14 protein-coding genes (1 of these 14 only partly in view) are annotated in these 12,163 nt (G+C 58.9%); 9 read left to right on the plus strand and 5 right to left on the minus strand.

All coding sequences use genetic code 11. The features are described 5' to 3' along the window. On the minus strand, nucleotides 1-1,055 hold the 5' portion of the coding sequence (gene tyrS / locus P7C00_RS29210) for a tyrosine--tRNA ligase (protein ID WP_404937778.1). 145 nt of this gene lie to the left of the window's left edge; only the first 1,055 of its 1,200 coding nucleotides appear in the window; it begins with the start codon at nucleotides 1,053-1,055; its stop codon lies off the left edge, out of view. Nucleotides 1,056-1,264: 209 nt separating this feature from the next. Here tyrS and P7C00_RS29215 point away from each other — a divergent pair, with 209 nt between their 5' ends. Then, on the plus strand, nucleotides 1,265-2,686 hold the full coding sequence (locus P7C00_RS29215) for a peptidoglycan DD-metalloendopeptidase family protein (RefSeq protein ID WP_404940114.1): 1,422 nt from the start codon (nucleotides 1,265-1,267) through the stop codon (nucleotides 2,684-2,686). A 3-nt stretch (nucleotides 2,687-2,689) separates the two neighbouring features. Continuing rightward, nucleotides 2,690-3,781: an anhydro-N-acetylmuramic acid kinase gene (locus tag P7C00_RS29220; protein ID WP_404937779.1), complete on the plus strand. Its 1,092-nt coding sequence runs from the start codon at nucleotides 2,690-2,692 to the stop codon at nucleotides 3,779-3,781. Between the two features lie 70 nt (nucleotides 3,782-3,851). On the opposite strand, the gene erpA is transcribed toward P7C00_RS29220, so the two are convergent. Together erpA and argC are read right to left on the minus strand one after the other, a co-directional pair. Beyond that, complete coding sequence (gene erpA, locus P7C00_RS29225; protein ID WP_011063789.1) at nucleotides 3,852-4,202, minus strand: iron-sulfur cluster insertion protein ErpA; 351 nt, start codon at nucleotides 4,200-4,202, stop codon at nucleotides 3,852-3,854. 169 nt (nucleotides 4,203-4,371) lie between these two features. Then, nucleotides 4,372-5,406, minus strand: a complete 1,035-nt coding sequence (gene argC / locus P7C00_RS29230; RefSeq protein WP_346633070.1) for an N-acetyl-gamma-glutamyl-phosphate reductase — start codon at nucleotides 5,404-5,406, stop codon at nucleotides 4,372-4,374. Nucleotides 5,407-5,541: 135 nt separating this feature from the next. On the opposite strand from argC, the gene hemJ reads away from it, so the two are divergent. The 6 genes from hemJ to coq7 all read left to right on the plus strand — a co-directional run bounded on the left by hemJ (nucleotide 5,542) and on the right by coq7 (nucleotide 10,021). Then, nucleotides 5,542-5,973 (plus strand): protoporphyrinogen oxidase HemJ, encoded by a 432-nt coding sequence (hemJ, locus tag P7C00_RS29235; protein ID WP_011063791.1) that lies wholly within the window; start codon nucleotides 5,542-5,544, stop codon nucleotides 5,971-5,973. A 33-nt stretch (nucleotides 5,974-6,006) separates the two neighbouring features. After that, on the plus strand, nucleotides 6,007-6,975 hold the full coding sequence (locus P7C00_RS29240; protein ID WP_404937780.1) for an NAD(P)H-dependent flavin oxidoreductase: 969 nt from the start codon (nucleotides 6,007-6,009) through the stop codon (nucleotides 6,973-6,975). Between the two features lie 95 nt (nucleotides 6,976-7,070). Continuing rightward, entirely contained in the window at nucleotides 7,071-7,988 is a 918-nt protein-coding gene (locus P7C00_RS29245; RefSeq protein WP_346633072.1) for a DUF805 domain-containing protein, read from the plus strand. Between the two features lie 61 nt (nucleotides 7,989-8,049). Beyond that, nucleotides 8,050-8,838: an SDR family oxidoreductase gene (locus tag P7C00_RS29250; RefSeq protein ID WP_346633073.1), complete on the plus strand. Its 789-nt coding sequence runs from the start codon at nucleotides 8,050-8,052 to the stop codon at nucleotides 8,836-8,838. Nucleotides 8,839-8,907: 69 nt separating this feature from the next. Continuing rightward, on the plus strand, nucleotides 8,908-9,246 hold the full coding sequence (locus P7C00_RS29255) for a histidine triad nucleotide-binding protein (RefSeq protein ID WP_011063795.1): 339 nt from the start codon (nucleotides 8,908-8,910) through the stop codon (nucleotides 9,244-9,246). 127 nt (nucleotides 9,247-9,373) lie between these two features. Next, the gene (coq7, locus tag P7C00_RS29260) at nucleotides 9,374-10,021 is read left to right on the plus strand and encodes a 2-polyprenyl-3-methyl-6-methoxy-1,4-benzoquinone monooxygenase (protein WP_011063796.1); all 648 of its coding nucleotides are present in this window, start codon (nucleotides 9,374-9,376) and stop codon (nucleotides 10,019-10,021) included. Nucleotides 10,022-10,096: 75 nt separating this feature from the next. Here coq7 and P7C00_RS29265 read toward each other — a convergent pair whose 3' ends face one another. Then, nucleotides 10,097-10,519, minus strand: coding sequence for an OsmC family protein (locus P7C00_RS29265; protein WP_009045862.1), 423 nt, complete (start codon nucleotides 10,517-10,519; stop codon nucleotides 10,097-10,099). A 234-nt stretch (nucleotides 10,520-10,753) separates the two neighbouring features. Between P7C00_RS29265 and crp the strand changes: the two genes are divergently transcribed. After that, nucleotides 10,754-11,398: a cAMP-activated global transcriptional regulator CRP gene (gene crp / locus P7C00_RS29270; protein ID WP_123389764.1), complete on the plus strand. Its 645-nt coding sequence runs from the start codon at nucleotides 10,754-10,756 to the stop codon at nucleotides 11,396-11,398. Here the strand turns inward: crp and P7C00_RS29275 are convergent. Further along, on the minus strand, nucleotides 11,395-12,096 hold the full coding sequence (locus P7C00_RS29275) for a biotin/lipoate A/B protein ligase family protein (RefSeq protein WP_404937781.1): 702 nt from the start codon (nucleotides 12,094-12,096) through the stop codon (nucleotides 11,395-11,397). The genes crp and P7C00_RS29275 overlap by 4 nt on opposite strands. Nucleotides 12,097-12,163: the final 67 nt, after the last annotated feature.

The following is a 12,163-nucleotide window of genomic DNA, read 5'->3' on the forward strand; positions in this document are numbered from 1 at the left end:
GCAGCGTTCTTCACCAGCCCTGCCTTATTAAGGACAGCTGCAATTGGCATGTCCTCCGTGGCGACCAGCTCGATCTCAGGCAGATCATCAGGCAGCTCACCATCCTTCATGCGGTTGCCTGCTGCGCGGTGAGCATTTGCAGCCGCCTCTTCACCATGGAAGCGCGCAACAATCTCTTCTGCCAGTTTGATCTTGATGTCACGTGGATTGGCGCCCGCCTCGACATCAGCCTTGAATGCATTGATCTCATCCATCGAGCGAAAGCTAAGCAGCTCGAAGTAGCGCCACATCAACGCATCAGGAATAGAAACCAGCTTGCCATACATAACCCCTGGTGCTTCCTGAATGCCTACATAGTTACCCAGGGATTTGGACATTTTCTTAACGCCATCCAACCCCTCAAGCAGAGGCATAGTCAAAATGCACTGAGCCTCCTGACCATAACCACGCTGCAGCTCACGCCCCATCAACAGGTTGAACTTCTGATCGGTACCACCCAACTCGACATCGGCACGCAGAGCCACCGAGTCATACCCCTGCACCAGCGGATACAAGAACTCATGAATGGCAATCGGCTGATTAGTCGAATAGCGCTTGTCGAAGTCATCCCGCTCAAGCATGCGCGCAACGGTGTATTGGGACGTCAGACGAATGAAATCCGCCGGCCCCATCTTGTCCATCCAAGTAGAGTTGAATGCGACCTCAGTCTTAGCAGGATCAAGAATCTTGAAAACCTGACTCTTGTAGGTCTCTGCATTATCCAGAACCTGCTCGCGAGTCAGTGGCGGACGAGTAGCGCTTTTACCACTCGGATCACCGATCATCCCGGTGAAGTCGCCAATCAGGAAGATCACCTGGTGCCCCAGATCCTGAAACTGACGCAGCTTATTAATAAGCACGGTATGACCGAGATGCAGATCTGGAGCCGTTGGATCGAAGCCAGCTTTAATACGCAGCGGCTCGCCGCGCTTGAGCTTCTCGATCAACTCGGACTCGACCAACAACTCTTCCGCACCACGTTTGATCAGCGCTAGCTGCTCTTCAACCGACTTCATAACAGACCCGCAAGGCTCAGATTCAAAAGGGAACCAACCATACAAGATCACGGACTAATTACAAGTTTTGCCCGGCGTACGGGCGCATTCACGCAGCAGAGCGTCCGCGAGCTTGCGTCACAGATGATTTGGTTATATTTTATACAGTTATTTCATCTTCATCATGTCATTCATCTTTTCCATTTCATCTTTTCAAAGTCAAATTACCTATGACCACCGAACCGTCTAAAGCGCCACCGCTTTATCCGAAGAGCCACCTGCTCGCCGCAAGTGGCATCGCAGCCCTTCTAAGCCTGGCGCTACTGGTATTCCCTTCCAGTGATGTAGAAGCCAAAAAGACGACATTGAGCCTTGATCTGGAAAGTCCGATCGAGCAACTGACACAAGATCAAGACGCCGCCTCCGTCGAACAAGCCACAAGTGAAAGCGTTGCCTCTCCTTTCGCGCAGATCGACAACACCGCCGAAGACACCCCGGAGACTGCTGAAGCCGCACCAGCACCCGCTGTCGTGGAAGAGCAGAAAGCCCCAGGCCATAGAGAAGTGATAGTGGCCAAGGGCGATACCTTGTCGACACTCTTCGAGAAGGTTGGCCTACCAGCTACATCCGTTCACGAAGTCCTGGCAAGCGACAAGCAAGCCAAGCAGTTCTCCCAGCTGAAACACGGCCAAAAGCTTGAGTTCGAACTGACTCAAGACGGCCAACTGAACAATCTGCACAGTAAAGTCAGTGATCTGGAAACTATCACCCTGACCAAAGGCCCCAAAGGCTTTACCTTCAACCGAGTGATCACTAAACCAGTAGTCCGCTCGGCTTATGTGCATGGCGTCATCAATAGTTCGCTCTCACAGTCCGCCGCACGTGCCGGCCTGTCCCATAGCCTGACCATGGATATGGCCAACGTTTTCGGCTACGACATCGACTTCGCGCAGGATATTCGCCAGGGCGACGAGTTCGACGTCATCTACGAACAGAAAGTAGCCAACGGCAAAGTAGTCGGTACCGGCAATATCCTTTCCGCACGCTTCACCAACCGCGGCAAAACCTACACCGCCGTGCGTTACACCAACAAACAAGGCTCCAGCAGCTACTACACCGCCGACGGCAATAGCATGCGCAAGGCGTTCATCCGTACGCCAGTGGACTTTGCCCGTATCAGTTCGCGCTTCTCCATGGGTCGCAAACACCCGATTCTGAACAAGATCCGCGCTCACAAGGGCGTCGACTACGCAGCACCACGAGGCACGCCGATCAAGGCCGCCGGTGACGGCAAGGTCTTGCTGGCAGGTCGCCGCGGTGGTTACGGCAACACCGTGATCATCCAGCACGGCAACACCTACCGGACCCTGTATGGCCACATGCAAGGCTTTGCCAAGGGCGTCAAGACCGGCGGCTCGGTGAAACAGGGCCAGGTCATCGGGTATATCGGCACCACAGGCCTGTCTACCGGCCCGCACTTGCACTACGAGTTCCAGGTCAACGGCGTTCACGTGGACCCACTGGGCCAGAAACTGCCGATGGCTGACCCTATCGCCAAGGCAGAGCGGGCTCGCTTCCTGCAGCAGAGCCAACCTCTGATGGCACGGATGGACCAGGAAAAGGCCACCATGCTGGCCTCGAGCAAGCGCTGAGCCATGGCGCTCTATATAGGAGTGATGTCCGGGACCAGCCTCGACGGCCTGGACATTGCCCTGATCGAGCAGAGCCCGGCGATCAGATTGATCGCCACCCACTACATCCCCATGCCAGAAACCCTGCGCGCCGAACTCTTGAGTTTGTGCGCCAGCGGCCCTGACGAGATAGCCCGTTCCGCCATTGCCCAGCAACACTGGGTCAAACTGGCTGCCCAGGGCATCCACCGCCTTCTGCAGCAACAACAACTCCAGGCTCAAGACATCCGCGCCATCGGCAGTCACGGGCAGACCGTGCGCCATGAGCCGAGCCGCGGATTTACCGTGCAGATCGGCAACCCGGCATTACTCACAGAACTCACGGGTATTACCGTCGTCAGCGATTTCCGCAGTCGCGACGTGGCTGCCGGTGGCCAAGGCGCCCCCCTGGTCCCAGCCTTTCATGAGGCTCTGTTCGAGCAACACCCAGGGAACCGTGCCGTTCTGAACGTCGGTGGCTTCAGCAACCTGAGCCTGATCGAAACCGCCAAGCCGGTCGCCGGCTTCGATTGTGGCCCCGGCAACGTGCTGCTCGATGCATGGATACAGACTCAACGAGCAGAAACCTTCGACCGCAACGGCCAGTGGGCGGCCTGCGGCCAGCTTGACCAGGCTCTCCTGAAGACCCTCCTCAGCGACCCATTCTTCGCTACTCAAGGCCCGAAGAGCACGGGGCGCGAAGTATTCAACCTCCAGTGGCTGATACGACATCTGGCCCAGCATCCCACCATCCCCGCAGAAGATGTACAGGCCACATTGCTGGAACTGACGGCACTGACCATCGTCGACTCGCTGCAAGCTGCACAAGCCGACACCCAAGAGCTTTTGGTTTGTGGCGGCGGAGCCCATAACGGCACATTGATGCAGCGTCTCACCGCGCTGCTGCCCGGGACACAGGTCAACAGTACCGCCGTTTATGGTGTGGACCCCGACTGGGTAGAAGCCATGGCCTTCGCCTGGCTGGCCCATTGCTGCCTGGAAGGCATCGCCGCCAACCGCCCCAGCGTTACCGGCGCCCGCGGCCTGCGTGTACTGGGCGCCATCTACCCGGCTTGAACCTCAGACAGCAAAACGCCGCAGAGTCGTTAGACACTGCGGCGCTAGGCGAATGGCTTTTGCCGACGGATCAGATCGAGAACGACGACCCGCAACCACAGGTAGTGGTGGCGTTGGGGTTCTTGATCACGAACCGCGAGCCTTCCAGACCTTCCTGGTAGTCCACTTCAGCACCGGCCAAGTACTGAAAACTCATCGGGTCGACCACCAGGCTCACGCCTTCGCGCTCGACAATGGTGTCGTCCTCGGCCACTTCCTCATCAAAAGTGAAACCGTACTGAAACCCCGAACAACCGCCGCCCGTAACGAACACGCGCAGCTTCAAGCGATCATTACCCTCTTCATCGACCAGGGTCTTCACCTTGTGCGCCGCACCTTGAGTGAATTGCAAAGCCGTGGGGGTGAAGGATTCAACGCTCATGCTGACTATCTCCCGGCGTTAAGCCGCCATACTGCGTAATGACGCGCATTATCCGCTTCTCCCAGAAAAGCGGTCAACTATTGTTACGGTATATCAATAGTCGTACCGCTGCCCGTATAACGCAGAAAGGCCCGTCAGACGGGCCTTTCTGTTCAGCGCTAAACCAACCTTAAGGCAGCATGCCTGCGTGGGACAGCCCCAGGCGCTCGTCCAGACCAAACAGGATGTTGAGGTTTTGCACCGCCTGGCCTGAAGCCCCCTTGACCAGATTGTCGATAACCGACAGTACCACCACCAGATCACCATCCTGTGGCCGGTGCACGGCAATCCGGCACACGTTGGCACCCCGCACACTGCGAGTCTCCGGATGACTGCCCGCCGGCATCACATCAACGAAAGGCTCGTTGGCATAACGCTTCTCAAACAGCGCTTGCAGATCAACCGAGCGGTCCACCACCGTCGAGTAGAGCGTCGAGTGAATACCACGAATCATTGGCGTCAGATGCGGAACAAAGGTCAGACCGACGTCCTTGCCTGCCGCCCGACGCAGCCCCTGGCGGATTTCCGGCAAGTGACGATGCCCTTTGACTGCATAGGCCTTCATGCTCTCGGAGGTTTCCGAGTACAGCGAACCGACGCTGGCACCACGGCCTGCGCCACTAACACCGGACTTGCAATCAGCGATCAATCGCGTGGTGTCGACAAGACCGGCCTCCAGCAACGGCAGGAAGCCCAGTTGGGTAGCCGTTGGATAGCACCCGGGAACAGCAATCAGACGAGCCTTCTTGATTTGCTCGCGATTGACTTCCGGTAACCCGTAGACCGCCTCATCCAGCAGCTCAGGAGCGCCATGGGGCTGTCCGTACCATTTGGCCCACTCATCAGCATCCTGCAGACGGAAGTCCGCCGACAAATCGATGACCTTGGTCCCCGCCGCCAGCAATTCGCCGGCCAAGGCATGAGCCACACCGTGAGGTGTCGCAAAGAACACCACATCACAGGCGCCCAGCGTCTTGATGTCCGGCACGCTGAAGGCCAGGCCGTCATAGTGACCGCGCAGGTTCGGGTACATGTCGGCTACGGCCAGGCCCGCCTCGGATCGCGAAGTGATGACTTCCACTCGCGCCTGCGGATGCTGTGCCAACAGACGCAGCAGTTCGACACCGGTGTAACCCGTGCCGCCGACAATACCGACCTTGACCATAAACCTGCCCTCAACGAACCCACTGGAAAGCTGCCGATAATAGGGGCGGCGCGCCCCTGCGACAACCGTCAAGGTGACGTGCGGCCGCTCTACCCTCTACTATCTTCGCCACCGTGAACCTGGGAATAACTAAAAATGCTCTATCTATGGCTCAAAGCCTTTCATATCGTCAGTGTGGTCTGCTGGTTTGCCGGCCTTTTCTACCTGCCACGCCTGTTCGTCTATCACGCCCAAAGTGAAGACAGCATCAGCCGTGAGCGCTTCTGCCTGATGGAACGCAAGCTGTATCGCTTCATCATGGGCCCGGCAATGATCGCCGCGTTGATCTTTGGCATCTGGTTGATCAGCCTCAATCCCAGCGCCTACTTCGGCCAGGGTGGATGGATGCACGCCAAACTGACCCTGGTAGTGATCCTGATCGGGTACCACCACATGTGCGGCGCTCAAGTGAAACGTTTCGCCCGTGGCGAAAACACCCGCAGCCATGTCTTTTATCGCTGGTTCAATGAAGTACCGGTTCTGATATTGCTGGCTATTGTAATTTTGGTCGTTGTACGGCCGTTCTAACTCTTACTAGTCGCTTCCCCTGGGGGTACTCCAATGTCACTGCCCGCTCTGCTCGAACAACGCCTGCGCCTGCCTCTGGTGGCGGCGCCGATGTTCCTGATCTCCAACCCTGAACTGGTCCTGGCCTGCTGTCGCAATGGCGTGGTAGGCAGCTTCCCTGCCCTCAACCAGCGCGAAAGCAGTGGCTTCAAGGCCTGGCTCGAGGAGATCGAAGCAGGGCTGGCCAAGCTGGAGAACCCTGCCCCCTACGCAGTCAACCTGATCGTGCACAACAGCAACCCGCGTCTGCAGGCAGATTTGCAGATCTGCATCGAACACAAGGTGCCGATCGTCATCACCAGCCTGGGCGCGGTCAAGGAAGTGGTAGACGCCGTACACAGCTATGGCGGCCTGGTATTCCATGACGTGACCACTCGCCGACACGCGGAGAAGGCGGCAGAAGCCGGAGTCGACGGACTGATCGCTGTCGCGGCAGGGGCGGGCGGGCATGCCGGCACCTGGAGCCCGTTCTCCCTTATTGCCGAAATTCGCCAGTTCTTCGACAAGACCCTGCTGCTGGCCGGCTGCCTGAACCGCGGTCACGAGATTCTCGCCGCACAGCTGCTTGGCGCCGACCTGGCCTACCTGGGTACCCGTTTTATCGGCACCACCGAAAGCCATGCGCCGGACGCCTATAAAGCGATGCTGCTCAGTTCTCGCGCTGCGGATATCGTGCACACCGCCGCCGTCTCAGGAGTCCCCGCCAGCTTCATGCGCCAGAGCCTGGAAAATGCCGGTTTCGACCTGGCAGCCCTGCAAGGCAAGGGCGAAGTCAACTTCGGCTCCAAGCTCAAGCCCATCAGCGACGAAGCCAAAGCCTGGAAAACCGTATGGTCAGCCGGACAGGGCGTCGGTGAGATCGACGACCTGCCCAGCGTCGATCAACTGATTGCCCGTCTGGACAGCGAATACCAAGCCGCTCAGGAAAGCTCGGCCCAACTCAGTAAACGCTGGCCACGCTAACCAGTTCTCATTGTTTTTTGGCCAGCCGGGTGGCGCTGGCCTTAAACTATGCATCTTTTATGTAAGCCTTCTTTTCAAGTGACAGGGATGCCCCCATGAGCGAGACCCGCTACAAGATTGTTTTCGACGGCACATTGCTGCCCGGTGTCGAAAAATCCACTGCCCAACTGAACCTGGCCGAACTGTTCAAAAGTGACACAGCTGCAGTAGAGCGCCTGTTCAATGGCCAGCGGGTGGAGCTCAAGCGCGACCTGACCCAGGCGGATGCCCAACGGTATCTGGAAGCCCTGACAAATGCCGGGATCGATGCTCGCATCGAGGCTGAACCAAGCCTGGATCTGAACCTGGACTCGATAACCCAGGCCCCCAGCCCCGCCAGTATCAGCGAGTCGCCCTATGCCCCTCCGCGAGCGGCAGTCGGTGAAACCCTGCCTCAATACGCCAATCTCAATGTATTCAGCTTCGAAGGCCGTATCGGTCGCCTGCGCTATCTGGCCTGGACCCTGGTCCTGACGGTAGCCATGCTGGCGGTGGTCGGGGTAGGCGCCTTCTTCGGTATTCTTACCGCAGCGGTACTCAACTCCACGCTCCTCACCGGGCTGGGGATCATCGGTGGTGTCGTGGCATTCATCGGTTTCCTCGTCGTCAGCATCCAGATCAGCGTACAGCGCCTGCATGACCTGGGCTGGTCCGGCTGGCTCTGGCTGCTGAACTTCGTGCCTATCGTCGGCAGCATCTTCCCTCTGGTCCTCATGGTCAGCCCCGGCAGCAACGTCGCCAACCGCTACGGCGCCCCGCCACCGCCCAACACCACAGCGGTCAAGGTCCTGTCCTGGATGTGGGTGGTACTGATCGTCCTCCTCATCGTCGGCATGGTAGCCGGAGGTCTGAGCTCCCTCGAAGACCGCTACAGCGAAACCAGCTACAGCGAAACCATCGACTCCACCAGCGCCGATGAGGACGCTGAACCAGCCGATAGTGCCGCACCCTCTGTAGAATCCGAGCAAGAATAAACGCGCCCGAGCCTGCGACCTTTCCTGTCGCAGGCAGCCGGCCGTTGCGATGGAGAAATGCATGACCCGTTACGCTCTGATCACCGGTGCTTCCAGCGGCATAGGCCTGGCCCTGGCCGAAGCACTGGCCCGGCGTGGCCGCAACCTGATTCTGGTGGCCCGTCAGCGTGATCAGCTGGAAAGCATCGCCCTGGAGCTGACCCAACGCTTCGGTGTCGAAGTATTGTTCCGGGCCTGCGATCTGGGAGAGCCTCTGCGACTGTCCGGCTTCCTGCTGGAACTTGAGGAAGGCGACCGCCAGATCGACCTGCTGGTCAACTGCGCCGGTATCGGCACCAGCGGCCCATTCCTGGCCCAGGACTGGATGACCGAACAAGACCTGATCGAGGTCAACATCCTCGCCCTCACCCGCCTTTGCCATGCCTTGGGCAACAGCATGGCTCTGCTGGGTGGCGGACAGATTCTCAACGTCGCCTCGGTAGCGGCCTTCTATCCCGGCCCCTGGATGAGTACCTACTACGCCAGCAAGGCCTATGTCCTGCACTTTTCCGAAGGGCTTCGGGAAGAACTGAAAAAATGCGCGGTCAAGGTCTCGGTGCTCTGCCCCGGCCCCACACGCACCGCGTTCTTCCGCACCGCGCAGATGGACACCCAGAAGCTCAACGACAGCAAGTTGCTCATGAGCCCAGAGGAAGTCGCCCTGTACGCAGTCCGAGCCCTGGAAAAGAACCGCGCCATCATCATCCCCGGCCGCTTGAACCGCTGGATGGCCTTCAGCAGCCGTCTGGGCTCTCGCTGGCTGACCCGCAAGATTGTCGGTTACTTCAATCGGGCCTATTGCCCACGTTAGATGTTCGGGCTGGGCGCACATTGTGAGCCTGAGTACACTCCCCCGGACCAACCCAATGGAGAAACAGCTGTGGATACTCTGTTCACCAAGATCATCAACAGAGAAATACCCGCGAAGATTATCTACGAGGACGACCAGGTTCTGGCCTTCCACGATATTGCTCCGCAAGCGCCGGTGCACTTCCTGGTCATTCCGAAGAAGCCCATTCGCACCCTCAACGACCTCACCGAGGACGACAAGACCCTAGCCGGACACATCCTGTTCACCGCCCAGCGCCTGGCCAAGGAACAAGGTTGTGAAGACGGCTTCCGGGTTGTGATGAACTGCAATGAGCTGGGCGGTCAGACCGTCTACCACATTCATATGCACGTGCTGGGTCAGCGTCAGATGAACTGGCCTCCGGGCTGATTGCCTCGCTGACACTCGTGTGCCGCGCCCTCTCGCCCACTCCCAGGCGAGGGTGCGCTGATCCAGCGCAGTTTTCACCCTATCGATTGGAGTAAACTGGCCGCCGTGATTCTTCCCGGAGATAAGCATGACTACCCAACGTCACTACTCGCCGATTGACCGTCTGCTGCTGCAAGCCGACATGGCAATGCGTACGCTGCTGCCTTTCAGCGGCCAACCTTATCGCCCGTCACCGGCCATCGTGCAGCCGGAAGCGCAGATGAGTGACGAGGATACCCGGCACGTCGCCGGCCTGATGCGCATCAATCACACCGGGGAAGTCTGCGCCCAGGCGCTCTATCAGGGCCAGGCCCTGACTGCCAAGCTGCCCCAGGTACGCCAGGCCATGGAGCATGCTGCCGAAGAGGAAATCGACCACCTGGCCTGGTGCGAACAGCGCATCCGCCAACTGGGCAGCCACCCCAGCGTTCTCAACCCGTTGTTCTATGGCTTGTCATTCGGCATCGGCGCCGCCGCTGGCCTGATCAGCGACAAAGTCAGCCTGGGGTTCGTCGCCGCCACCGAAGACCAGGTCTGCAAGCACCTGAACGAGCATCTGGAACAACTGCCGGCAGAAGACGAAAAGTCCCGGGCCATTCTGGAGCAGATGCGCATCGACGAAGAGCACCACGCCGAGACAGCACTCGAAGCGGGCGGCTTCCGTTTCCCGGCACCGGTGAAGTTCGGCATGAGCCTGTTGGCCAAGGTCATGACCAAGAGCACCTATCGGATCTGATCCCGGCCAGTACCGGGCACAAGAAAGGGCGCTCTTGAGGCGCCCTTTTCTTTTGCCGATGAACTGCGCCCAGACTCAACCCAACTCGACGATTTCGTAATCGTGGGTAATGGCCACGCCGGCAGCGCCAAGCATGATCGAAGCCGAGCAATACTTCTCGGCGGACAGTTCGATGGCCCGCTTGACCTGAGCTTCCTTCAGCCCACGCCCCTTGACCACGAAATGCATGTGTATCTTGGTGAAGACCTTCGGGTCTTCAGTAGCACGCTCGGCGTCAAGGAAGGCCTCACAGCTTTCAACCGCCTGACGCGACTTCTTCAGGATGCTGACCACGTCGAAATTGCTGCAACCGCCCACACCGAGCAGGAGCATCTCCATGGGGCGAACACCCAGGTTGCGTCCACCGGCTTCTGGCGGCCCGTCCATCACCACAACGTGGCCACTGCCCGACTCACCGAGGAACATGGCTTCGCCAGCCCATTGGATGCGTGCCTTCATCGCCAAGACTCCACTGTAAAAAAAGGGTCGCCAGCTTAGCACAGGGTTTTGCACGGGCCGCGCTTTGCACGTTCACGGCTGATCACCGACCCTCACTAAGAAAAATCTTAAATCCACCAAGGATGTGTCTGTTAAGCTGACGCCAAATGACTGGCGTTTAGCCAGCGTTCAACGTCCTCGTTTTACGCCCATAAAAAATCACCTCATACCGTGCAGTCTTCTCGGGATACAACCATGGTTGCTATTGCCCCCACCCCCAGGATCAAAAATCTCGACAAGTTGCTGATGCACTGTCAACGCCGCCGGTATCAGGCCAAGAGCAACATCATCTGCGCCGGTGATGCATCCGACAGCCTGTACTTCATCATCAAGGGCTCGGTGACCATCCTCATCGAGGACGACGATGGCCGGGAGATGATCATCGCCTACCTCAACGCCGGGGATTTCTTCGGTGAATTGGGACTTTTCGAAGAGGCCGGTCACGAACAGCAGCGCAGCGCCTGGGTACGGACCAAGGTGGAATGCGAAGTCGCCGAGATCAGCTACGCCAAGTTTCGCGAACTGTCGCAGAACGACCCGGACATTCTGTACGTCCTCAGCGGGCAGATTGCCCAGCGCCTGCGCAATACCACGCGCAAGGTCGGCGACCTGGCGTTCTTCGACGTGACCGGACGGGTTGCCCGCTGCCTGTTGGAGCTGTGCAAGCAACCGGATGCCATGACCCATCCCGACGGCATGCAGATCAAGATCACCCGCCAGGAGATTGGCCGGATTGTCGGCTGCTCCCGAGAGATGGTCGGCCGCGTCCTCAAGGATCTTGAGGAGCGCAACCTGGTTCACGTCAAAGGCAAGACCATGGTGGTGTTCGGCACCCGCTAATCCGGCAGAAAGCTCTTGAGCATCTGACGGTACAGGCTGTCCAGCCGGGCCATGGCATCTGCTGCGGTAAACGCCTCATGCAGGGCAATATGGCTTTCGGCCCGGCAACGCTGCTCCAGGCCGCAAGCCTGATTGAAGGTATTGACCGCCCCCACCATCGAATCACGCTCGTTATCCAGCAGCAGGGCACCGTGTACCAGCCCCACAGGGCACTGTCCGCCTTTGCTCTGGCGCCAGCGCTGGGCTGTACCGACCATCTTGCGCCCCTCCAGATTGACGTTGAAACGCCCATCGCAAAAGGCTCCGTCCACCTCCCCCAGCGACGGATTGCCTCCCAGCTCACTGAGCAGATCGCAAATCGGCTGGCACAGACGCCGATAGGCTGTTTCGATCCGCCCCTGATCCCCCTCGCTGCGCGGTGGCGCATAGACCAGCGCGATATTCACCGTGGCGGCCGATTGCGGGACCGGCTCACCGCCGGTTTCCCGCAGCAGCACCGGCCAGCCGTTGGCCGCCGACGCCTGACAGGCCTGCTCGAACCCCGGCAGGCGACTCAAGCGCCGAGGCATCACCAGCGCCCGGTCGCTGGGCTGCCAGAACAGCAGCCCAAACTCCTGCTCGCCAGCGCACACCAGCGCCAACAGATCCTGTTCGGCCTGCAGGCCAGCTTCGACAGTCAAGGCAAGGGGTTGGGTCATGACAGTGGAAATCCTTTGCGATAGATATGAAAAAGCCGGCATCGCCGGCTTATTCATTGTTTCAGGT

It is taken from the genome of Pseudomonas sp. JDS08PS003, assembly GCF_045013505.1.
Taxonomy (GTDB): domain Bacteria; phylum Pseudomonadota; class Gammaproteobacteria; order Pseudomonadales; family Pseudomonadaceae; genus Aquipseudomonas; species Aquipseudomonas protegens_B.